Raw genomic sequence first — 21,409 nt, 5'->3', positions numbered from 1 at the left:
GGGCGACCAGGGCGACGACGACGGCAACGAGGCGACTCACGAGTCGCCGATCTCACCCGTCTCGCGCCGCCTCCGCCGAACGACCGCTGTTGTAGCGACCACTGCGAGGCCGGTCACGACAAAGACTGCGGACGTCAGGCGCGAGCTCGACCGCCCTGGTGCTGCTACATCAGAGCTCGGGTGCGTCCCGACCCCCGGAGCCGAGGACTCCGCGCCCTTCGACGGAGCTCCGGGGGTCCACGACGAACTTGACGAGACCCTGGATCGGATGCCCGTCATCCGAGGTGACCCGGTAGTCCACACGCCAGAGGGTCGGCGACCCATCGGGCCTGGCGGAGGCCTCAGCGCTCAGGTCCGCGGTCACCGATGTGCTGGTGGCGCCCTGCCGCACCGGCAATGTCTCGACGCGACGACCGCCGACCGACAGAGCCATGCTGGTGAACTCTGCTCCCACGGGCTCGTTGAAGGTGAGCGTGAACTCGGTGGGAGGCACCGCGTGGATGGAGCCGGAGGCCGGTGAGGTCGCGATGAGCTCGGCATGCGCATCGGCGGGCGCGGCGGCCATCAGGACTGATCCCGCGGCCAACAGCAGGGCGGATACGCGCCACAACAGCCCGGGTCGACGGGCGTGGCGGGTCGAACGTACGGACAAGAAGAACTCCGGAAAGACAACGGGGTGGGCGATCCCGCAATCTACTATCCCGTATCGTAGATGGGGGTGGTGGGGCTGCTCTGGCTCGTCGCTAACCTGAAACCAGGGACGTGTACGCCGTCCCTCACACAAGGTGCCTTCGGGCTCGAGGAGGCTGACGTCATGGGTGCGGGTCACGGTCACGCCCCCGCGGGAGGTCACGCCGGCGGAAGGTACCGCCTGCGCCTGACCATCGCCTTCGGTCTGGTCGCAGTCTTCTTCGTGGTGGAGCTGGTCGTCGGACTCCTCAGCGGTTCGCTGGCCCTCATCTCAGACGCGGGCCACATGGCGGCGGACGTCGTCGCCCTGGGCGCCGCGCTCGTGGCCACGAAGATCGCCACCAGGCCCGACAGCACCGGGCGCCGGACCTACGGGTCATACCGCGCCGAGGTGTTCGCCTCCGGACTGACGGTCCTGATCATGCTCGGAGTCGCCGTCTACGTGGTCGTAGAGGCACTCGGCCGGATCGGTGAGTCCGTCGACGTCGCCACCGGCCCGATGCTCCTCGTCGGGCTGCTCGGTCTCGTGATCAACGTCGTGTGCATTTTCCTGCTCCGCGCCGGAGCCAGTGAGTCCCTCAACGTAAAGGGTGCCTACTTCGAGGTCGTCGCCGACATGATGGGCAGCGTGGGGGTGCTGATCGCCGGTGGCCTCATCCTCCTCACCGGAGACTCCATCTGGGACACCGTCGTGGCGCTGCTGATCGGCGGCTTCGTCGCCGTCCGGGCCGTCGTGCTCGGCCGTGAGGTCCTGGCCGTCCTCGGACAGCACGTGCCCAACGGTATGGACATCGACGTCGTCGCCGCCGACCTCGCCGCCGTCGACGGGGTCGCCGACGTGCACGACCTTCACGCCTGGACCCTGACCTCGGGGATGAACGTCGCCACCGCGCACCTGGTCCTCGTCGCGGGCGCCGACGCCCGGGGAACGCTCCAGAGTGCTCAGGTGGTCCTGCGGACGAACCACGGCGTGGCGCACGCGACCTTGCAGGTCGAGGAGCTGGCGACCCGTGCCTGCGACGAGCTGAACTGGTAGATCCCGCGCGGGATCAGACCCCGGCGTACGAGTGCAGGCCGGTGATCCACATGTTCACTCCGAAGAAGTTGAACAGGAACGCCAGGTAGCCGGCCACGGCGAACCACGATGCCTTGACCCCTCGCCAGCCGGCTGTGGCCTGGGCGTGGAGGTAGGCGGCATAGAAGACCCAGGTGATGAACGCCCAGGTCTCCTTCGGATCCCAGCCCCATTAGCGGCCCCATGAATTCTCCGCCCAGATCGCGCCGGCGATCACGGCGAAGGTCCAGATGGGGAAGGCGAACATGTGCGCCGTGTGGGCGACCTGCTCCCAGGTGCTGCTCGCGGGCAGGCTGGCGGCATAGCGCCGCCCGGGTGGGTTGCCGGACCTGGCGGCGCGCTTCTCGCTCCTCGACTTGAGCAGGAACAGTCCGGTCGCGACGGCGCCGACCGAGAACACGCCTCCGGCGGTGATCGCCGCGGCGACGTGGATCACCAGCCAGTAGCTGTTGAGGACTGGAACGAGGGCGTCGACCGGCGTGTAGAGGACGGTCACGGCGAGTCCGAGGGCGAGCAGGACGATCGCGACGATCCACACGCCGACGTCACGCACGGGGCGCAGGTAGAGCAGCGCGAGGTAGGCGCCACCGGCGGCCACGGCGCCGACGATCGCGAACTCGTACATGTTGCCCCAGGGAGCGCGCTGCGCCGCCAGCCCGCGCGCCAGCACGCCGCCGCTGTTGAGCGCGAACGCCAGCACCGTCAGGGAGGTGCCGACCGCCCCGAGGCGGAACCACTTGCCAGTTCCGCGCGTCTCCGACGGGCCGGTGGTCGTGGCGGTCCGCCCGGCCGCCTCGGCCGCGTAGGCCAGCATTGCGATGGCGTAGACCGCGATGGCGGAGTAAACGAGGTTGTTCGACAGTTGCGCCATGGCCTGGGTGGACAGGGTCACGTGACGTCCTTTGCGGTCGGAGTCGGGTTAAGGGCCGGGTCGCCGAGCGCTACCCGAAGAGCGTCCGTTTCGGTGTTGGGGGTGTGCGCCGGGTCAGCGACAGTCCGGCGATCTCCACGGTCGAGAGGCCGCCCGGACCTGTCTCGTCGAGGCGGGTGACGCGGACCCAGGTACGCCGACGGCGCACGCAGAGTGAGGTGGTGAGCCCGACCAGCAGCATGACGGCGGCTAAGAGGGAGAGCTCCTTGCCGGGGTCGTACGCGACCTGGAAGTTGGCGAACCGGGACACCCCGTCGAAGGTCAGGCTGCCCTGTCCGTCGGGGAGGGTCATGGTCTCGCCGACCGACAGTGCGCGTGTGTACGGCTCGTCCCCCGCCTCGCGCACCTGAGTCAGGGCGGACTTGTCCAGGGTGAACACGGACTGTGTTGGCCGCTGCCCAGTCCCAGGTCGCCTGTGTAGGCGGTCAGGACCAGCTGGGGGTCGAGGGCATCCGGAAAGGCGGAGTACGGACCTCGCTCGTCGACGGCGGACGTCGGGAGGAAGAACCCCTCGAACCCGAGCTGGGTGGGCTGGGCATCAGGTGCCTTGACCACTCCGTCGGAGGCGTACGTCGCGTCGTTCGGGAGGAAGATGACCGGACCGGCGAAGACGACGGACCCCGTGCCGTCTCGGACCGTCACCCGCGGCGCATACCCGTGGCCGGTCAGGAACATCTTGGTCTCGTTGACGTCCAGCGGGTTGTTCGGGCGGACCTCGACCTGACGCGGTGCGCCGTCCAAACCGGTCGCGTATGACACGTCCGCGGCGAAGAGTCGGGGCTCCCCGCTCTTGGAGCCCTCCATCTCGTACTCCACCTCGAAGTCGTCGAGCGTCATCGAGAACGGCTCGAGGTTGTCGCTGTCGGTCCAGACGGACGGCGTGAAGACGTCGTACTCCGCGCGCACATTGGTGAAGGACGAGCCCTCGGCCAGAGCGACCCGGCCCTCGAAGCCGAGGAGCCGTCCCGCTGCCACTCCGAAGAGGAGGACGAGCAGCGACAGGTGGAACAGCAGGTTGCCGACCTCGCGGAGGTATCCCCGCTCGGCCCGTACTTCGACGGGAGTGGAGACGACCCGGAAACGATGCTTGCGCAGGACCGTCCGGGCGTCGGCGAGCAGGGCGTCCGGGTCACGGTCGGACTCCCAGGAGCGGTAGCCCTCGAATCTTCCGAGGGTGCGCGGCGCGGGCGGAGGTGGGGTCCGGACGGCTCGCCAGAGCCGCAGACAGCGCGGCAGGACGCATCCCGTCATGGAAACCAGCAGCAGCAGGTAGATGGCAGCGAACCAGGGAGATGCGTAGACGTCGAACATTCCCAGCCGGTCGAGCCAGGGATACAGCGTCGGATGGTCCCCGGCGAAGACCACGACCGACATCGGGTCGGTGGCGACGTTGCGCTGCGGTAGGACCGAGCCTGGAATCGCGGCAACTGCCAGCAGGGCGAGCAGGATGACCGCAGTGCGCATGGAGGTCAGCGAGCGCCAGATCCACCGACACCAGCCCCAGCCGTGCGCAGCTCGCGACCGTTGTGCCGCGGCTGGGGCGTCCGCTTCCGGGTCGGGCTCGACCTGTGTGGTCACCGTGGCCTTCGTATGGTCGTCGCGACTGGTCCGTCTCAATGGGTCGGTGGCGGGGGAGCCACGGGGAAGGGCTCACCCCGCCACCTCCGGTGCCACCTCAGGCTATTACTAAGCCAGATAGTAGACAACGATCAAGCCCGTCAATGGGTGGTTCCTTGAGACGCCGGCGCGCTCTGGCCGCGCTTCCTACCCAACCGGCGAGGTTCCAGGTGAGCCCTGAAGTGAGTTGTGGAGGACGGCGTCGGTTTGGCTGCGAACCGGCGCCTACAGTGCTCAGATGAGACGCGTTGCCGGGATGCTCCTGGGGGTCTACCTGCTGGCCGCGCTGTTGAGCAAGATCCTCGAGGTAACCGGTGTGACCCGGTGCGGCTGTTCTGCGCCGTGCTGGTGTCGCAGACCTGGGCTGTCCCCGTTCCGGTGGGTCTTCCCCTTCGACCACAGGTAGCAGCGTCACCGCGGCGTGCGACGCTGCTACATCCGCGTTCGGATCGCCTCGGTCAATCGCTCGCGGGTGCGTGACCCCGCTACGCATCCACGGCCCCCAGTGTGGGCCGGCCGAGGCTCCGGTCAGGGTTTGTCAGAGGCCAAATAGCAGGTAGAGGCCTCCGAAGGTGTACAGACTCCGCGCGAAGTTCGAGAGTTACGGGCGGTGGAAAATAGGACGACCGTCTCGGTCATGGCGCCGGCCCACCTCTCGATCGGGGTTGCTGGAACTCATCTCTACTAGGTTGTATAGTAGATTGACACGGCCTACCGCGCCCGTGGCCGTCGGGAAAGTTGCATCGAGAGACGCCAAGAGCAAGAGCGATGGAGCACTCCCAAACATCCTCGGTCCGAAACGGTTCTATGTTGGCGCTCGCGGCGGGCGCGTCTCACCAGACAGGGCGGACACCACTCGTGCGCAGTTACAAGGTCAAATCGATCACCATCGGCATCCTGGCCGCATTGGCTCTTACGGCGTGCTCAGGCAGCGAGGAGCCGACTTCATCTCCGCCCGAGTCCGCTCCGACGTCTGGGGCCTCATCTGATTCCGCCGCCACACCGGCGACGCCTCCGACGTCCGCCCCGGGATCTGAATCGGGACCCACCCTGGATGTGACAGTCAAGGGCGACTCGGTGTCGCCCAATGCCGAACGCATCCAGGTCGATGCCGGCGAGACGCTGCTGGTCCGGGTGGAATCCGACCGTGCTGGTCAGCTGCACGTGCACTCCAAGCCCCAGCAGTTCATCGACTTCAAGAGTGGAACGTCGACCTCCGAGCTCGTCATCAAGATCCCCGGCATCGTCGAGATTGAAGAGCACGACACGAGCGCGGTTGTGGCTCAGGTTGAGGTTCAGTAGGTGAACGTCGCGCACGGGCTAGGGGGCGGGAGCGACCTCCCGATCCCAGCCTCGTTCGCCGTCCTCGGTGGCACCGCGGCACTCGCCTTGTCGTTTGTCATCTTGCTGTTTGCCTGGCGTGAGCCGCGGTTCACCAATCCGCGAGTGGGTCGAACCGTTCCCGTCCGGGTGGCGCGCTTTCTCGACGGCGTCACCCTGGCCGCCGCACTGCGATCCGCCGGCCTGGTGTTCTTCGGGTTCGTCGCCGTTGCCGCGGTCGCCGGTCAAGACCTTGTCACCAACCCGACCTTTGGGGTCGTCTACGTCTGGCTGTGGGTCGGGATCGTCCCGACGTCGCTCCTGTTTGGTCTGTTCTTCAAGGCGGTGTCGCCCGCGCGCACCATCCACCTGCTGATGATGAAAGCGTTGCGTGGCGACCCGGCTGTCGGCTTGCGGGTCTACCCAACCTGGTTGGGGACTTGGCCGGCCGCCGCTGGCTTGCTGGCTTTCGTGTGGCTGGAACTGGTTTCTCCCGACTCGACCTACCTCGGGCCAGTCAGGCTGTGGTTCGCCATCTACTTCGCGATCATGTTGGTGGGTGGCGCGGTGTTCGGGTCGACGTGGTTCGAGCGAGCTGATCCGTTCGAGGTCTACTCAACGCTGGTCGGTCATCTCTCGATCTTCGGCCGCCGCCCCGACGGCGCCCTCGTCATCCGCGCTCCGATGCGCAACCTCGCCGAGATCTCAGCCCGTGTGGGTCTGGTGGCTGTCGTCGCAGTCCTGCTCGGGAGCACTGCCTTCGACAGCTTTCGCTCCTCGAGGTCCTGGGTGCAGTTCAGCCAGTCCACCACTGCTGACATCACGCTCATCAACACAACACTGCTGGTCGGTGCGTGCAGCATCGTGGGCGTCACCTTCGTCGTGGCCACGATGGCCACCGGCGTCGACACGACCATGCGCAGGCGAGACCTGCCCGCGACGTTCGCCCACTCACTCGTGCCGATTGTGGTCGGCTACATGATCGCCCACTACCTGACCTTCTTCGTCGAGGTCGGACAGCAGACGCTGGCTCAGATCAGCGACCCCCTGGGGAACGGCGCCAATCTGTTCGGTACGGCGGGCTGGCAGCCTAACTTCTGGCTGTCTCTCCACCCCTCGATGCTGGCGAGCATCAAGGTCGCGTCGATCGTTACGGGACATGTCCTCGGCGTGATCGCGGCTCACGACCGTGCGCTCAGCGTCCTGCCACGTCAACACCAGGTCACGGGCCAGTTGCCGCTACTGGCCGCCATGACGCTGTACACCTTTGCTGGCTTGTACCTACTCTTCGGACTCTGATTCCTGGTATCTACTATGAAACATAGTAGTCTGGGCATGCATCGTCGGTGCCGGGGGAGATCCCTCCCCGTGGAACTTCCCCGCCACCGATTGGAATGCGGCCCGCGTGCCTCCATGCGACATTAGGGCCTGGACTCGCCGTTGCGCTCCGCTATGAGATCGTCAATCACGCCCTGCAGCGTGCTCTTTCCGATCTCGCCGATTGCGACGGCCGCCACCGATCCGTTCGCATCGACAAAGATCGTGCTCGGAACAGCGCGGAGCGGCGCGATGCCTTGGAAGTGGAGAATGACACGGCCGTCTCGATCGAAGAAGCTCGGGTACGGGATTGCGTAGTCGCTGACGAACGCTTGAGCGCCGCTCTCATTGTCGCGCGTGTTGATTCCAATGAACTGGACGCCTTGTCGGCGGGTGGCAGTTGCTACCTCGGCGAGCGCCGGTGCTTCCGCTCGGCATGGTGCGCACCAGGAGCCCCACAGATTGAAGACGAGGATCTTCCCGGCGTACTTGTCAGTGTTGAGCGGCTTACCTTCGAGGTCAGCGCCCCCGATGGGCGGGATCGGCTGCCGCTCGGATGGCTCGAAGAGCGTCAATCCGGCAGGCGTCGAAGGGCCATCACTTCGGCCAGCAGTCGGCGTCCACGAGTGGGCGACACCAAACAGTCCTGCAGCCAGGAGTACGGGCAGCGCCACCATCGCGACAATCAGCCAGCGGCTTCGAGTCGGGGATGCCTCGGGTTGCGGGTCTTGCTGACTCATCGAGCCCTCCTTCTACTACTGAACATAGTAGAGAGGGCTGGGTGCCGTCCGGCAGGGTCTACAGCCGAGACGGGCGCTGTATGTCGAGAAGGTCGGTCCGGCTGGCGGGGTGCATTGGCGGGCTGACAGCGGTCTGACCGGGAAACACCGGCTCGGCCGTCACCACCGGGCAGCAGTCATGGATGGCGGCCTCGACTGCCGGGGCGAGGGCCAGGCCGAACGGCGCTCCCAGCAGTGCGGCACCGAGGACGGCCGCGGTGTAACGCTCGGTCGCGATAAGGGGCGCCGCTGGCATTGCCAGGCGCCGCACCCGGGCGACCGCGGTGGCAGCGGTCGCGCCCGCATTGAGGTCGCGGCCGCTTGGCGACAGGCGCAGGAGCGCTTCGGCTAGCTCACGCCGGTCACCAACTCGGTGCGCCGTGTCGTCAGCTTGCATCTCGGCAAGCTGGGCGATCTGTTGAGCGGCCTGCTGGAACAACCCACGGTTCCCAAACGTACGGGCAAGTGCGCCTGCAAGTGTCAGTGCCAGGTCGTGCCGGGCGTGCAGGTGCTGGCGCTCGTGTGCCAGCACCAGGTCGAGCTGCTGAGTCGTGAGCTGCTCGATCGCTCCACGCGTCACCACGACGGTTGGTCGGCGACCGGGGACGCAAAAGACCATCGGCAGGTCGTTTGGCAGCAGCTTGAAGCCGGACGGATGATCCTGGGTGACCAGCCCGAGGGTCGCGAGTTGTCGTCGTCGCGCGCGGCACGCCATCGACGCATCGCGAGTCACCATGTAGCCGAAGCGAACGACGATGAACAAGCTGATGGTGAGTGCCGCGACGGCGATTGGCAGACCGCCAGGCGTCGAGTAGTGGCGAGCCAAGGCGACTGAACAAGCCTCGAGCGCGCGGGCCACCGCCGCGCGAAGCGGCGTCTCAGGAAGCGCGACAGCCAAGCCGGCGAAGACGAGGGCCAGTGCCGCGCCGCCGCTCAGACACTGCCACGCCCAGATCGCCAAAGCCGGCGCGCGCGACGGCCAGTCTGCGTTAGCAAGCAACGACGCGCCGGACACGGCGAGGGAGGCAAAAACAAGGAGGGCGATCGCGGCGATCATGGTGATGACTCGGTTCCGGCGGCGCCCGACGGGTCGTTCAATGCCGCCCGCAACGTCGCGGCCTCGTCAAGGGAGAGTTGGCCGACGAAGTGCAGCAAGGTCGCGCTCCGGTCATTCGACTGGGCGAGCACCTCGCCGAGCAGCTCCGAGGCGTGCTGTTCCCGACTGAACGCGGGCTCGTAGACATACGCCCGCCCGTCCTTGTGACGCTGGACGAAGCCCTTGGTGTGCAGGTTGTCGAGCACGGTCATCACCGTCGTGTAAGCGAGTGCGCGTTCTCGCTGCAAGTCCTCGAGGACAGTCCGGACCGGTACGGGGCGATCCCACTCCCAGAGTCGCTGCATGACGGCTGCTTCAAGCTCTCCGAGCCCCTTCACCTCAACACCTTCCTCGATCTCGACCACAACTCCGATGCTGCATAGTAGATATTCTAGGGCGCTGCTCGGTCAGCTCGGCCTGGAGCTGATCGAGGCGTTGTTGGGAGGCAAAGCGTGGGCAAGCGAGCTCGACACTGCGCGGCCAATAGCGAGCGCGCCCGTCCGATCGGACGATGCCGCCCCTTGCGGTAGCGCTGGCCGGCGGGCTCTGCCTCGGCGCTGCGTTCGATCCGGTGGCCGTGCCGTACTTCGCTCCCCTGGGAGTCGCGGCGCTTGTCTTTGCCGTCGCCCGTTCGACCTACCGTCAAGCAGCGCTGCGCGGTTGGGTCTTCGGGTTGGCCTTCTTCGGACCACTGTTGGCGTGGCTCGGCGATGCGATTGGAAGCGAAGCCTGGGTGCTGGTGACGACGGTCGTGTCGGTCTGGTTCGCGATCCTCGGCTGCGCGCTTGTCGCCGTGCGACGTCTGCCCGGGTGGCCCGTCTGGGCCGCGGTCATGTGGATAGCCGTCGAGGTCGTGCGGTCGAAGTGGTCGCTGGGCGGGCTGCCTTGGGGCCGGCTAGGTGATGCCGCGGTTGGCTCGCCCTGGTCCGGGTTGTTGGCCCTTCTCGGCGTGACAGGTACGGGCTTTGTGGTGGCACTTGTCGGGAGCGCCGTCGGTGCGTTGCTGGCAGCAGGCGCTGCTCGACGCAACTGGCAGGTTGTCTCGGTGCTGGTCCTCGTGGCGACTAGCTGGTTCATCGGCTGGCTGGCACCCGCGGCCGTGGCGACGGGCACTGCCCGCGTCGCGATTGTGCAGGGCGGCGTTCCCGGTGATGGTACGGAGCTGGTGCGCTTCCACCGCCAGGTGACCGACAGGCACGCGGATCTGACCGGGCAACTGGCCATTGATCGACGCGCGGCGGGGTCGCCAAGCGTCGACTTCGTGCTGTGGCCAGAGAACGCCACGGCTGTGGACCCGACATCGGACGAGCAGGCAGCTAAAGCACTCACCGACGCGAGGTCGGTGAGCGGCGTTCCCATCTTCCTCGGCGCAATTGCGGACGCGCCCGATCCCGATGAGGCCTTCAGCCAGGGCCTGGTCTGGGACGCAGACGGTGCCCAGGCGCAGCGATACACCAAGCAACACCTTGTTCCGTTCGGGGAGTACATCCCACTTAGGAGTCTGTTAGCTGGCTTCTCGCCGCGCCTCGATGCCATCACCCGCGAGATGCAACCCGGCTCATCATCCGAGCCGCTGGACATCGCCGGTCTGCGAGTCGGTGACGCGCTCTGCTTCGACGTGGCCTACGACGACGTCCTGGCTCCCCAGGTGCGAGCGGGTGCTGAACTGCTGACGATCCAGACCAGCAACGCGATGTTCCTCGGCACGAACCAGCTGGATCAACAGTTCGCCATCAGCCGGGCGAGAGCCATCGAGACCGGTCGGTCGGTCGTCGTGGCCTCGGTCAATGGACAGTCAGGCGCCATCGCGCCCGACGGCTCGATCATCGCCCGCCTGCCCCAACGGGTGAGTACCGCGAAGGTGGTGACGGTGCCACTCGCCACCCATCAGACGCTCGCAGTCAGGCTGGGCCGAGGTCCGTCCTACGCCTGCCTCATGCTCGCTGCCCTGGCGCTGCTCGCCGCTGCAGCGACCAAGCGGCGTCAGGACTCGTCCGAGCGCTGATCGCTGGACCGATCAGTGCGGGCGTCGGCGAGTTGCCCCAAGTAGGCGTTGTAGCTGCGCAGCTGAGCATCTCCATCGCGGCTCTCTTGCCGGTCGAACCGCGCGCTTTCACGCCGATCGGCTCTGACCCAGAGGACCACGAGCACCCCAGCCAGCAGCGCGAGCGGGTAGTCACCGAGCGCCCAGCCCAGCGACGCGCCCAGGTACTGGTCGTCACCCAGCGACCGACCCCAGTCACGGGGCAATTGGTAGAACCAATCCTCGGCGAGGACCTGGTTGCTGGCCATGAGTGATACCGAGAACAAGGCGTGGAAGCCGAAGGTGACCATCACCATGAGCACCCGCAACGGGTAGGTCGGTTGACGCAGTCCCGGGTCGATACCAACCAGGCTCCCAGCGAACAGGTAGCCGACGACCAGGAAGTGGAACGTCATCAGCACGTGACCCGTGTGGGTCTCGAGGGACAGGCCGAGGAGCGAGCTGTAGTAGAAGACGACGAGGCTGCCGACGAAGAGAATGCCGGTGACGATCGGGTTGGCGACCAATCGCATGAGCGGTGCGTGCACCGTGGCGAGCAACCATTCCCGCGGGCCCATTGACCCATCGGAGCGGCGTTTAAGACTGCGTAGTGCCAGCGTCACCGGGGCGCCGAGCACCAGCAGTACCGGCACCGTCGTCGCGAGGGTCATGTGCTGCACCATGTGCATGCTGAACAGGACTCGGCCGTAGGCCCCGGGGGCGCCGTTGGTAGCCCAGATGAAAAGCATCCAGCCCACCAGCCAACTAAAGGTGCGGTACCGGGGCCACCCGTCGCCCCGTCGTCGCAGCCGCACGACGCCGCCCACATATAGGACGACGGACAGCGCGGCGATCGGTAGCCAGAAGCTGTCGATCTGCCAGGCGGTGAACCACTCCTCCACGCCGAGTGGACCAGGCATCTGGTAACCGAGAATCGACTCGGCAGTTGTCAGGATCGGCTGGCCGCCAGACGGCGCCGGGGGAGCGGTCCGGTTGAGAGCGACCGCCGCGCCCGTGGCGCCGAGCATGACGACAGCCTCGACGGCGATCAGCTTGGCCAACGCATGTGGTCGCGATGCGGCCATGGCTACGATGCTGCGCCGGCGCTGCAGGAGGCCGAACAGTCCAAGGACGATGAGGGCCGCAACCTTGACGGCCAGTAACAAGGAGTAGTCCGAACGCAACGCCGACCAGTCGTTGAGTCGTAGCGCCGCGGCAATGACACCCGACAGGCTGACCAGCACGAAACAGCACCCAGCGAGAACTGAGTAGCGCCGCACCGTCGGCAGCAGACCCTCGCCGAGACGGCTATGGACGAGCCACACTCCGAGCAGGCCCCCGACCCACACCGAGACGCCGACCAGGTGGGCGGCTTGTACGTCGACTGCAATGTCATGCCGCAGCGTTCCTGCGCCGTGCGCCGTCAGCGCCAGTGGCCACAACCCGATCAGGGCGACTACGGACAGGACTCCGGCAGTGTGGATGTGGCGCGCGACGAGGGCCCCGACTGTGACGACCAATGCCAGCGCGGCGCTCGTCAGGAGATAGCGACCCAGTTCGTAGGACGTGGTGAAGAACGTCGCTTCGCGGACGAAAGTCGGTGCTCCCAGACCCACGCCTGCCAGGTCGGCGTAGGTGAAGCCTGCGAGCGCCAGACTGAGACCAGCCCACAATGCTGCGCAGGTACCGGCCAGGTCCACCAGATGTCGTCGGTGACCTGTAAGCCGCTTGGCCTGTGTGGGGTCATCCGGCGGAAGACAGGTGGCAACGAGGACAAGTGCGCCAACGGTGAATGCTGCCGCGAGGTCACGACTGGCCTGAATGAGTGGCAATCCGACACTGACGGCTCGACCGGGTGTCGGCAGGCCGGGAATCGCCTCGGCGAATCCGCCGGTAGCGGTCAGTAGCGCGATCGCCGTCAGCGGTGGAACGGCGGCGGCGCCCATCGCAACGACAGAACGCCTCACTGAGGCTCTGCCCGTCGTCGCGCCCGGATCACCAGACCGCAGAGAACCGCGACTCCGCCGACCGTCACCGCCGCAAGCACGATCGTCGACCAGTCGGTTCCGTTGCCAGACGCGTTGGGGTGGGACCCTCTGTTCGCACTGGACACGGCCGGTCCGCCTGACGGTGCGGCGTCGGGGCTTGGGGCCGTGAAGGTGAGTTGCCCTTCCACCGGGTGTCCGTCGTCCGAGGCGACGCGGTAGGACACGGTCCAGCTCACAATCTGGCCGGGCTCGGCAGTGCCGGCCTGGCCAGGGATCGTCGCGACGACCGTGCTTGTCGGCTCCCCGACCTCCACAGTCAGGGACTGGGGCCGAGCGTCATCGATTGCGAGCGTGACGACCGCAAGGTCGGGGGCGACTACTTCGTTGAAGGTCAGCGTGACGTCGTGGGGGGCCACCTCCAAGGTGGCGCCGGCAGTCGGCGATGACGAGACGAGCTCGGTATGCGCCGAGGCCGCGGTTGCGCCGGACAAGAGTGCGATCCCGGTTAGGGTCACCACGACGACGGCACGCGTTACCAGGAGAGATCCTCGACGCGGTGTTGTCATCGCTTGGCCCGCCGGTCGACAAGAAGCTGCTCCATTTGGCCGATCTCCACCGTCTGGGCCGTGATCATCGCCGCGGCCAGGTAGTCGACCGTCATGCTGTTGCCCAGAGTCTCCCAAGCCCGCACCATTGCAATGCCGCCTTGGTGGTGACGGATCATTAGCCGCAGGAACAACCGCTCGGCGGCTCGACCATCTGCTCCGCGCAGTTGTGTGAGCTGACTTTCAGTCGCCATTCCAGGCATCGGCGCGGAACCCATGTCCATGTCCATGTCACCTGGCATCGCGGAACCATCGTCCATATCGTGACCAGGCATCTCCGGCGTTGCCGATGACGACTCGCTGTTGACCATCCACGCCATGCGCGGTTCGTCCCCGGTCTGGGGCACGTCCCACATCGCCAGCCAGGCGTACATCTGTCCCATCTGCTGTTGCTGGCTGGTGATGATGTCGTAGGCGATCGTGTCGATGATCGGATCGGTGCTCCGATCACGGATCAGGAAGCTCATCTCCACGGCTTGGGCGTGATGCACTTGCATGTCACGGGCGAAGCCGATGTCGGCCTCGTTCGGCTGCGATGCCGTGGTGACGGTCGAAGAAGCATTGTTGCCGCCTTCTCTTGCTGCAGACCCCTCCGCCTGAGTCCCCGCCAAGTAGCCCGCGACGACGGCCAGAGTCAACAGGGCGACGCCCAGGGCGGCGAGCCCCGCCCGGCGTCCACGAGCCCTTGGCGCCGCGCTCCCCAGTAGGTCCACTGAGATCACATGCCGTTCGACGCGTCGAGGGCCAGCGTGCCGTCGGAGCCGCCCGAGCAAGAGGCGCCGATCTCCGGTGCGTTGCCGCCCATGCGATAGGCCGCAATGAACTGCGCAAGCCGCGGGTCATCGGCACCGTCCAACTGCAACTGCGCGCCCCAGGCGGACGCCACGACGGGCGCTGGCGCACCGTCGAAAGGCGACAAGATCGCGTAGCTGTCTGGCGTCGCTTCGCGAAGAAGCGCGATGTCGGTCTCCGGCAAGTCTGGGTCATAGGTAATCCAGATGGCGCCGTGCTCCATCGAGTGCACGGCGTTCTCGTTCGGCACGGCGGTGTCGTACACGGCGCAGTTGAGCCAGATCGGGTTGTGCGGACCGCCGGCCGGCGGTGTCTGCGCATAGTCGAGCTGGCCAGTGACGTGGTCGCTCTTGACGTCGTACTGCTCGACCGCCGACAGGTCCGCGGTGGGCGTCGTCGCCGTGTCAAGGGTTTGCTCGACGCTGCCCGACTCGCGCGCGGCAACGCCGAGCCCGGCAGCGATCAAGACGAGCGCAAAGGCGACCCCGGCCCAGAGGAGGAGGGTGCGGCGGCGTTCACGCCTCGCCTGCGTGAGGCGAAGCTCCTGTACGCGCTCCGTGCGCTGTCGGCCCGGTTGGTTCGGTGTACCCATCTGTTGGGCTCCAGATTTGCGAGAGGTCATGGACGGGGGAACTACTATGCATCATCGTAGTAGGTGGTTGGTGGTCACCCGTTTCGCTCTCGACTTACTCGCTCAAAGACGATAATATCGGTGTATGACGATGGCATCTGCAACAGTCGATCCGACGATCGAGGTCGATTCGCTAACGGCGGCTGCCTGCCTGTTCCGCGCCTTCGGCGATCCTTCGCGGCTGGCGATCTTGCGCCACCTGACGCTGGGCCCGCACCGCGTCGTCGACTTGGTCAGCCATCTCGGTTTGGCCCAGTCGACGGTGTCTACCCACCTCGCGTGCTTGAGGGATTGCGGTCTGGTGGAGTCTCAACCTCAGGGGCGCGCCTCGGTCTATTCACTCGTGGAGACCGTCCCGCTCAATGAGCTGTTCCGTGCAGCCGAGTTCGTCCTCGAGGCGACCGGTGAGGCCGTCACGCTGTGCCCCAACGTCGGAGTCGGCGCATGACGCACATCCGGATGGCTCGCGGAGAGGTGCGCTGAACATGGGCCACGGACACAGCCACGGCGGCAGCGCGGGGGCGAATCATCGTTGGCGCCTAGCGGTGGCCTTCGCCATGGTGGCAGCCTTCTTCGTCGTCGAGCTAACCTACGGACTGCTGGCCGACTCCTTGGCCCTGATCTCGGACGCCGGTCACATGGCTGCGGACGTCGTCGCGCTTGGCGCTGCCTTGACCGCCACCAAGATCGCCAGTCGCCCGGACACCACGGGCCGGCGGACCTACGGGTCATACCGAGCCGAGATCTTCGCGTCGGGCTTCACGGTTCTCGTGATGCTCGGCGTCTCGGTCTACGTGGTGATCGAGGCGCTCGGTCGTATTGGCTCTGACGTCGAGGTGCAGTTCGGTCCCATGCTCGTCGTGGGCACGCTCGGGCTGATCATCAACATCGTTTCCATGTTGCTGCTCCGGGGCGGTGCGTCGGAGTCGCTCAACGTCAAGGGCGCCTACTACGAGGTCGTCGCGGACGCGGCTGGAAGTGTTGGCGTGATCGTCGCCGGCGTCCTGGTGGCAGCAACTGGGAGCGGTTGGTGGGACACCGTGGTCGCCCTGGCGATCGGGGTCTTCGTTGCCGTCCGCGCCGTGAGCCTGGGCCGAGAGGTTCTCGCGGTGCTCGGCCAGCATGTTCCCGACAATGTCGACATCGAGCAGGTTGTGGCCGACCTGGAATCGGTGGACGGTGTCGCCGACGTTCACGACCTCCACATCTGGACGCTGACGTCGGGCATGAATGTCGCGACCGCCCACCTCGTCCTCACGGATGGCGCCAGCCCGCAGTCCGTGCTCGATGCCTCCCATCGGGCATTGCGAACCCAACATCACATCGAGCACGCCACGCTGCAGGTCGAAGCCAGCCTGAGTCGGGAGTGCGAGGAGACGAAGTGGTGAACACGCTCCGGGCCGGTTGCCGGGACTCCTCGTGACCTATAAGCCCGCCGAGGTCAAACGCACCGAGGACAAGCGCGGCGTCCGCCCGTGAGTGCCGTAGACAATGCGGCGCTCCTCGTCAGCTTCCCGGTTGCGGCCGCGATCACGGGATCGACCGTCGCAGGTCTCACGAAGGTCTCGAGCAGAGTCGCTAGCGGAATCCAGCACTTCGCCGCCGGGGTGGTCTTTGCTGCCGTCGCCGTCGAGGTGCTCCCCGACCTGCGCGAGGACGGACACATAGTCAGCGTCGTGATCGCCTTTGGCGCAGGCGTCGCATTCTTCCTCGCCCTTGGCAGGTTCTCCGAGAAGCTCGAGGCCAGGAAGACCACTGCCATCATTCCCATCGGCTTGGTCGTAGCCGTTGGTATCGACCTGTTCGTCGATGGACTCCTCGTCGGTGTCGGCGCCACAGTCGGGCTATCGAAGGGCATCATCCTGACGATCGCCCTGACCCTGGAGATCCTCTTCCTGTCCCTATCAGTGGCCGCAGAGCTGCAGGGCCGCGGTGCCTCTCGACGAATCGCGATGGCCGTGCCGAGTGGCCTTGGAATGCTGACAGCAGTCGGGGCAATCGGTGGCGCACTCGCGCTCCAGGACGCCGGACCGACAGTGCTCGCGCCGGTGCTTGCCTTCGGCGCCGCGGCCTTGTTGTACCTCGTCACAGAGGAACTGCTTGTCGAAGCTCACGAAGTTGAGGAAACACCATTGCTCGCGAGCATGTTCTTCCTCGGCTTCATCGTCATTTTCGCGCTCTCCGCATGACTCGATCAGGCGGCGATGACGACGCCCGCGGCGAAGTGCTGGATGCCGCTGACCGCCCGTGGGCCTGGCCTGCGCACGGCAGCGATGGAGGAGCCGATGGTCCCGGCAGCGACGGGGAAGCTGACCAGCAGCGCGGCCTGGCCGACCTGGCTCACAGCGGACCTTCACGAAGCGTGTGCGGGCGTGGGCTGAGGTGGAGGTCAGATGGGGTTGACATGCTCTTCGTGGCTGGCTGGTTCGCATTCGATGGTGGTATGGGTGACCTGGTACTCCTCGGCCAGGAGCGTGGTGACCCGGTCCAGGATGGCGTGCAGCTCGGCGTCGTCGGCCAGCACCACGTGTCCGCTGGCGGTGTCCAGTCCGGAGGTGACGGTCCAGATGTGCAGGTCGTGCACGTCGGCAATGCCCGGCAGTGCCCTGATCCGGGCTTCGACCTCGTCCACGTCCAGTCCCGGCGGGGCGACCTCCATCAGGATCCGTAGCGCCTGCCCCATCAGTTTCCAGGTCCGGGGAAGGATGAACAGGCCGATCGCGGCGCCGATCAGGGGGTCGGCGTAGCGCCAGCCGGTGGTGAAGATGATGATCGCGGCGACGATGACACCTACCGAACCGAGCATGTCGGAGAACACCTCGAGGTAGGCGCCCTTGACGTTGAGGGACTCTTTAGCGCCGGCCATCAAAAGCCGGAAGCTGATTAGGTTGACGATCAGCCCGATCACCGCACGGCCAGCATCGGCAGCCCAGGCACCTCCGGCGGATCCGCGAACCGCTGCACCGCCTCGTAGATCACGTACCCGGCGACGCCGAACAGCAACACCCCGTTGGCCAGCGCTGCGAGGACCTCCAGGCGATAGGTGCCGAAGGTGCGCTGCGGGTGCGCCGATGCTTGGGCCAGCGTGATCGCGGCCAGGGCCATCCCCAGGCTGAGGACGTCGGTGCCCATGTGTGCCGCATCCGACAGCAGAGCCAGCGAGCCGGTAGCCAGGCCGACGATGAGCTCGACGAGCATGTAGGACGCAGGGAGGACGAACGCGATCAGCAGAGGCCTGCGGTGCCGGGCCCCTGCGGTGGCAGCGCTGGCGTGGCTGTGTCCGTGGTCGTGTCCCATTCCTCAGACCCCCGGGGTGCCGTCGGCGGTGTGGCCGAGGTACTCGCGGGTGACGTCCAGCAGCAGCCGTACGTGGCTGTCAGCCAAGCGGTACCGGACCATCCGCCCATCGCGCCGGTTTGTGACGACCCCGGCCGTCCGGAGCAGCCGTAGACCGTGGGACAGCGCGGAGGGCGACATCTCGACCATCTCGGCCAGGTCGCACACACAGGTCTCACCCGCCTCCAGCAACGCGAACAGCACCCGCACCCGGCCCGGGTCAGACAGCAGGGCGAACGCGTCCGCGATCCGACCCGACTCCTCAAGGTTGACCAGCAGCGGCCGGGTCGCGTCAACCCGGGCCTCGTCGACACCCGTCACCGAGCACGCATCGAGGCCGATCACCTGGCCTCTGGCGATTTGGACATCTGAACACTTGAACGAGCGGTCACAGTTACCGTAGTGCACGCCGGGTGCTCATCTCATTCGTCAGCCCCCGTGCGCTCGGCCACGCCACGGATCGAACTCGCGCTTGTGAATGATTTCACAAGTGCGTTGGATCGGCTTCCCGTCTGTCTAGGGTCGAGGCATGCTCGACCCCCTCGTCATGTTCGCCGGCCTGGCGGACGTCGCCCCGCAAGCGGCCCACCTTGCGACGAACGTCGAGCCGGCTGGCCTGTTGCCGGCGCGGCAGCAGATGGCGCTGTCGCTGGGGTGGCACATCGTCCTGGCGTGCTTCGGGGTGGCGTTCCCGGCGATGATCTTCGCGATGCACCTGATCGGCATCCGACGCGACGATGCCGACGCACTGCTGTTGGCGCGGAAATGGGCGAAGGTCTCGGCGGTCCTGTTCGCGGTCGGTGCGGTGTCGGGGACGGTGCTGAGCTTCGAGATGGGATTGTTGTGGCCGGGGCTCATGGGTACCTACGGCGACGTCCTCGGACTCCCCTTCGCCTTCGAGGGCCTAGCCTTTTTCGTCGAGGCGATCTTCCTCGGTATCTATCTCTACGGCTGGGACCGGATGCCACCCAAGCGGCACCTGCTGATGGTGGTGCCGATGGCGGTCACTGGTGTGGTGGGCACGTTCTGCGTGATCGCGGTGAACGCCTGGATGAACGCCCCGGTCGGCTTTGACCTCGTCGACGGCGAGGTCACGAACGTGGAGCCGTGGGCGGTGTTGCTTAACCCCGATGCGTTCTGGCAGTTCCTGCACATGTGGGTGGCCGCCTACATGGTCGCCGGCTTCACGATCGCCTCGGTGTACGCCGTGGGGATGCTGCGGGGTCGCCGTGATCGGGCGCATCGACTCGGATTCACCCTCGCCTTCGCGGTCGCGAGCCTCTCGGCCGTCGTTCAGCCGCTCATAGGGCACCTTCTCGGCAGCCGCCTCGCCGAGACACAGCCAGCCAAGCTCGCCGCGTTCGAGCTGGCGACGGAGACCGAGAGCCCCTCACCTCTACGGCTGGGCGGCATCATGATCGACGGGGAGGTGAGGTGGTCGATCGACATTCCCTATCTCGGCTCGCTGATCGCGCGCAACTCCTTCACCAACCCGGTCGAAGGTCTCTCCAGCTTCCCGGTCCAGGACCGTCCGCCGGTCAACATCACCCACCTGGCGTTCCAGAGCATGGTGGGCATCGGGACTCTGCTGATGGTGGCCGCGGTCGCGTTCTGGGTTGCCCGTTGGCGCGGCCGTGACCTGTTGGAGGGCCGCTGGTTCCTCCGGTTCGCCGCCGTCTCCGGGGTGCTCGCGGTCGTCGCCATGGAAGCTGGCTGGATCGCCACGGAAGTCGGCCGGCAGCCGTGGATCGTCTACGGCTTCATGCGCACACCCGAGGCGGCCGGGGAGAACTCGGGCCTGTGGTGGCTGCTCGGTTCAACCGCGGTGGTCTACACCCTGATGACCGCCGGGGCGGTCGTTGTGCTGCGGTCGATGGCGCGGCGCTGGCGCTCCGGCGAGATCGACCTCCCCAGCCCGTACGGACCACAAGCCCAGCGCCCTCACAGCTCCGGCGCCTCGACCCCTCAGGAGGCACAGCGGTGAGCCTGGCGGTGGTGGTCGCTGCTGCCCTCTTCGCGGGAGTTGTCGCCTACGCGCTGTTCGGTGGCGCCGACTTCGGGTCCGGCTTCTACGACCTGACCGCCGGCGGCACGACCCGTGGCGCCGAGCTCCGCACGCTGGTCGACCACAGCATCGGACCAGTCTGGGAGGCCAACCACGTCTGGCTGATCTACATTCTAGTCACCTGGTGGACCGCGTTCCCCGACACCTTCGCAGCCGCGATGTCGACGCTCATTCTGCCGATGCTTCTCGCTCTGCTGGGGATCGTGCTCCGGGGGGCGAGCTTCGCGTTCCGCAAGTACGCCGCCACACTCACGCAGGCCCGCCTGTTCGGCACGATCTTCGCGATCTCGTCGGTGATCACACCGTTCTTTCTCGGCGCCGTGGCTGGCGGGGTCGCCTCCGGGCGGGTGCCGGCGACCGGGCGCGGTGACCTGTGGACCTCCTGGCTCAACCCCACCTCGGTCTTCGGCGGGATCATCGCGGTCGGCACCTGCGCCTTCCTCGCCGGGACCTTCCTGTGCGCCGACGCCCGCCGCTCCGGCCAACACAAGCTCGCAGAGCAGGTGCGACGGCGGACGCTGGCGGTCGGGGCCGTCACCGGCATCGTCGTCTTCGCAGCGCTGATACCGCTGAAGCAAGATGCGCCCACGCTGGCCGACGGACTCGAGAACCAGGCCGCACCCCTGATCGCGATCTCGGCGCTCGCCGGCATCGCCACGCTGGTACTGGTCAGCATCCGCCGCTTCGCGGTCGCCCGAGTGACAGCCCTGATCGCCGTCGCCGCCGTGGTCACGGGGTGGGGCGTGGGTCAGTACCCCTGGCTGCTGGTCGACCACGTCACCATCACCGACGCCGCCGGCGCCCCGGCCACGCTGGAAGCGCTGCTCGTCGCGGTCGGCCTGGCTGCGGTCATCGTGCTACCCGCGCTGGGCTATCTCTACAAGCTGACCCAGTCGGAGTCATGGTCGCACTAGACCGACAGCGATGGAGGCCACACTCTTCGCCCGGGCGCACGACGGCAGTCGGGGTCAACAAGGTCCATGCCGACCAGGGACACCCGAGGGAGTGGTGTGTGAGCCGATCCGGTTGCCGGCGCGGGTGATGACGGTGGCGTGGGCACTGCGTCGGCGTCCGTTGCTCGGCCACAGTCTGTGTTCCTATCGCGAGGTCAACGTCGGCATCGGTGACGCCGGGCTCGCGCCCC

General features: G+C 66.7%; 19 protein-coding genes and 3 pseudogenes. 9 read left to right on the top strand and 13 right to left on the bottom strand.

Going from position 1 to position 21,409, the window contains the following annotated elements; all coding sequences use genetic code 11:
* Positions 1 to 169: 169 nt before the first annotated feature.
* Complete coding sequence (locus tag PD653B2_RS10200) at positions 170 to 565, bottom strand: copper resistance CopC family protein (protein WP_085872261.1); 396 nt, start codon at positions 563 to 565, stop codon at positions 170 to 172.
* Positions 566 to 814: 249 nt separating this feature from the next.
* Between PD653B2_RS10200 and PD653B2_RS10195 the strand changes: the two genes are divergently transcribed.
* Positions 815 to 1,726: a cation diffusion facilitator family transporter gene (locus PD653B2_RS10195; RefSeq protein WP_085872260.1), complete on the top strand. Its 912-nt coding sequence runs from the start codon at positions 815 to 817 to the stop codon at positions 1,724 to 1,726.
* A gap of 13 nt (positions 1,727 to 1,739) precedes the next feature.
* Here the strand turns inward: PD653B2_RS10195 and ccsB are convergent.
* Both ccsB and resB read right to left on the bottom strand, forming a co-directional pair.
* A pseudogene (gene ccsB, locus PD653B2_RS10190) lies at positions 1,740 to 2,390 on the bottom strand (c-type cytochrome biogenesis protein CcsB).
* A gap of 316 nt (positions 2,391 to 2,706) precedes the next feature.
* Positions 2,707 to 4,160: pseudogene (gene resB, locus PD653B2_RS10185) on the bottom strand (cytochrome c biogenesis protein ResB).
* A gap of 1,011 nt (positions 4,161 to 5,171) precedes the next feature.
* Here resB and PD653B2_RS24610 point away from each other — a divergent pair.
* Both PD653B2_RS24610 and PD653B2_RS10175 read left to right on the top strand, forming a co-directional pair.
* Entirely contained in the window at positions 5,172 to 5,615 is a 444-nt protein-coding gene (locus PD653B2_RS24610) for a hypothetical protein (protein WP_133059058.1), read from the top strand.
* Positions 5,616 to 6,932, top strand: coding sequence for a hypothetical protein (locus tag PD653B2_RS10175; protein WP_085872258.1), 1,317 nt, complete (start codon positions 5,616 to 5,618; stop codon positions 6,930 to 6,932). It abuts the gene before it with no gap.
* A gap of 122 nt (positions 6,933 to 7,054) precedes the next feature.
* Here the strand turns inward: PD653B2_RS10175 and PD653B2_RS10170 are convergent, their stop codons facing one another.
* Genes PD653B2_RS10170 through PD653B2_RS10160 form a run of 3 tightly spaced genes read right to left on the bottom strand, consistent with a single transcriptional unit; the run spans position 7,055 to position 9,190 of the window.
* Positions 7,055 to 7,690, bottom strand: a complete 636-nt coding sequence (locus tag PD653B2_RS10170) for a TlpA family protein disulfide reductase (protein WP_085872257.1) — start codon at positions 7,688 to 7,690, stop codon at positions 7,055 to 7,057.
* A 58-nt stretch (positions 7,691 to 7,748) separates the two neighbouring features.
* Positions 7,749 to 8,786: a M48 family metalloprotease gene (locus PD653B2_RS10165; RefSeq protein ID WP_085872256.1), complete on the bottom strand. Its 1,038-nt coding sequence runs from the start codon at positions 8,784 to 8,786 to the stop codon at positions 7,749 to 7,751.
* Positions 8,783 to 9,190 (bottom strand): BlaI/MecI/CopY family transcriptional regulator, encoded by a 408-nt coding sequence (locus PD653B2_RS10160; RefSeq protein ID WP_242665233.1) that lies wholly within the window; start codon positions 9,188 to 9,190, stop codon positions 8,783 to 8,785. The genes PD653B2_RS10165 and PD653B2_RS10160 overlap by 4 nt, the downstream gene beginning before the upstream one ends.
* Positions 9,191 to 9,336: 146 nt before the next feature.
* Here PD653B2_RS10160 and lnt point away from each other — a divergent pair, with 146 nt between their 5' ends.
* Positions 9,337 to 10,830: an apolipoprotein N-acyltransferase gene (lnt, locus tag PD653B2_RS10155; protein WP_085872255.1), complete on the top strand. Its 1,494-nt coding sequence runs from the start codon at positions 9,337 to 9,339 to the stop codon at positions 10,828 to 10,830.
* Here the strand turns inward: lnt and PD653B2_RS10150 are convergent.
* From PD653B2_RS10150 to PD653B2_RS10135, 4 genes are all read right to left on the bottom strand, one after another.
* A complete protein-coding gene (locus PD653B2_RS10150) occupies positions 10,809 to 12,794 on the bottom strand; it encodes a cytochrome c oxidase assembly protein (protein WP_085872254.1) in 1,986 nt (661 codons plus the stop codon). The genes lnt and PD653B2_RS10150 overlap by 22 nt on opposite strands.
* Before the next feature lie 17 nt (positions 12,795 to 12,811).
* A complete protein-coding gene (locus tag PD653B2_RS10145; protein WP_165763418.1) occupies positions 12,812 to 13,327 on the bottom strand; it encodes a copper resistance CopC family protein in 516 nt (171 codons plus the stop codon).
* A gap of 71 nt (positions 13,328 to 13,398) precedes the next feature.
* A complete protein-coding gene (locus tag PD653B2_RS10140; protein ID WP_133059059.1) occupies positions 13,399 to 14,079 on the bottom strand; it encodes a DUF305 domain-containing protein in 681 nt (226 codons plus the stop codon).
* An 80-nt stretch (positions 14,080 to 14,159) separates the two neighbouring features.
* Positions 14,160 to 14,825: a DUF3105 domain-containing protein gene (locus tag PD653B2_RS10135; protein WP_085872251.1), complete on the bottom strand. Its 666-nt coding sequence runs from the start codon at positions 14,823 to 14,825 to the stop codon at positions 14,160 to 14,162.
* 124 nt (positions 14,826 to 14,949) lie between these two features.
* Between PD653B2_RS10135 and PD653B2_RS10130 the strand changes: the two genes are divergently transcribed.
* The 3 genes from PD653B2_RS10130 to PD653B2_RS10120 all read left to right on the top strand — a co-directional run bounded on the left by PD653B2_RS10130 (position 14,950) and on the right by PD653B2_RS10120 (position 17,053).
* Positions 14,950 to 15,312 carry an ArsR/SmtB family transcription factor gene (locus PD653B2_RS10130; RefSeq protein WP_085872250.1) on the top strand — a complete coding sequence of 121 codons (363 nt, stop codon included), beginning with the start codon at positions 14,950 to 14,952 and terminating at the stop codon, positions 15,310 to 15,312.
* Between the two features lie 37 nt (positions 15,313 to 15,349).
* Complete coding sequence (locus tag PD653B2_RS10125; protein WP_085872249.1) at positions 15,350 to 16,252, top strand: cation diffusion facilitator family transporter; 903 nt, start codon at positions 15,350 to 15,352, stop codon at positions 16,250 to 16,252.
* 87 nt (positions 16,253 to 16,339) lie between these two features.
* On the top strand, positions 16,340 to 17,053 hold the full coding sequence (locus PD653B2_RS10120; protein ID WP_085872248.1) for a ZIP family metal transporter: 714 nt from the start codon (positions 16,340 to 16,342) through the stop codon (positions 17,051 to 17,053).
* 5 nt (positions 17,054 to 17,058) lie between these two features.
* Here the strand turns inward: PD653B2_RS10120 and PD653B2_RS24230 are convergent, their stop codons facing one another.
* The 3 genes and pseudogenes from PD653B2_RS24230 to PD653B2_RS10110 all read right to left on the bottom strand — a co-directional run bounded on the left by PD653B2_RS24230 (position 17,059) and on the right by PD653B2_RS10110 (position 18,521).
* Entirely contained in the window at positions 17,059 to 17,208 is a 150-nt protein-coding gene (locus PD653B2_RS24230) for a hypothetical protein (RefSeq protein WP_207559475.1), read from the bottom strand.
* 45 nt (positions 17,209 to 17,253) lie between these two features.
* Positions 17,254 to 18,062: pseudogene (locus tag PD653B2_RS10115) on the bottom strand (cation diffusion facilitator family transporter).
* Between the two features lie 102 nt (positions 18,063 to 18,164).
* Positions 18,165 to 18,521, bottom strand: a complete 357-nt coding sequence (locus tag PD653B2_RS10110) for an ArsR/SmtB family transcription factor (RefSeq protein WP_242665232.1) — start codon at positions 18,519 to 18,521, stop codon at positions 18,165 to 18,167.
* A gap of 208 nt (positions 18,522 to 18,729) precedes the next feature.
* Here PD653B2_RS10110 and PD653B2_RS10105 point away from each other — a divergent pair, with 208 nt between their 5' ends.
* Complete coding sequence (locus tag PD653B2_RS10105) at positions 18,730 to 20,184, top strand: cytochrome ubiquinol oxidase subunit I (RefSeq protein WP_242665231.1); 1,455 nt, start codon at positions 18,730 to 18,732, stop codon at positions 20,182 to 20,184.
* Positions 20,181 to 21,179 carry a cytochrome d ubiquinol oxidase subunit II gene (locus PD653B2_RS10100; protein ID WP_085872246.1) on the top strand — a complete coding sequence of 333 codons (999 nt, stop codon included), beginning with the start codon at positions 20,181 to 20,183 and terminating at the stop codon, positions 21,177 to 21,179. The genes PD653B2_RS10105 and PD653B2_RS10100 overlap by 4 nt, the downstream gene beginning before the upstream one ends.
* Positions 21,180 to 21,409 lie beyond the last annotated feature (230 nt).

Origin of the sequence: Nocardioides sp. PD653-B2, assembly GCF_002117935.1 — a bacterium.
In the GTDB taxonomy this organism is placed as follows: domain Bacteria; phylum Actinomycetota; class Actinomycetes; order Propionibacteriales; family Nocardioidaceae; genus Nocardioides.
Note: the sequence above shows the minus strand (reverse complement) of the source record. Positions and strands in the feature narration are given on the sequence as shown.

What these genes read in the sequence shown, in the direction of transcription:
- PD653B2_RS10200 (WP_085872261.1), bottom strand. Translation starts at nt 565, where the DNA reads ATGGCCGCCGCGCCCGCCGATGCGCATGCCGAGCTCATCGCGACCTCA.
- PD653B2_RS10195 (WP_085872260.1), top strand. Translation starts at nt 815, where the DNA reads ATGGGTGCGGGTCACGGTCACGCCCCCGCGGGAGGTCACGCCGGCGGA.
- PD653B2_RS10170 (WP_085872257.1), bottom strand. Translation starts at nt 7,690, where the DNA reads ATGAGTCAGCAAGACCCGCAACCCGAGGCATCCCCGACTCGAAGCCGC.
- PD653B2_RS10165 (WP_085872256.1), bottom strand. Translation starts at nt 8,786, where the DNA reads ATGATCGCCGCGATCGCCCTCCTTGTTTTTGCCTCCCTCGCCGTGTCC.
- lnt (WP_085872255.1), top strand. Translation starts at nt 9,337, where the DNA reads ATGCCGCCCCTTGCGGTAGCGCTGGCCGGCGGGCTCTGCCTCGGCGCT.
- PD653B2_RS10150 (WP_085872254.1), bottom strand. Translation starts at nt 12,794, where the DNA reads ATGGGCGCCGCCGCCGTTCCACCGCTGACGGCGATCGCGCTACTGACC.
- PD653B2_RS10135 (WP_085872251.1), bottom strand. Translation starts at nt 14,825, where the DNA reads ATGGGTACACCGAACCAACCGGGCCGACAGCGCACGGAGCGCGTACAG.
- PD653B2_RS10130 (WP_085872250.1), top strand. Translation starts at nt 14,950, where the DNA reads ATGACGATGGCATCTGCAACAGTCGATCCGACGATCGAGGTCGATTCG.
- PD653B2_RS10125 (WP_085872249.1), top strand. Translation starts at nt 15,350, where the DNA reads ATGGGCCACGGACACAGCCACGGCGGCAGCGCGGGGGCGAATCATCGT.
- PD653B2_RS10105 (WP_242665231.1), top strand. Translation starts at nt 18,730, where the DNA reads ATGCTCGACCCCCTCGTCATGTTCGCCGGCCTGGCGGACGTCGCCCCG.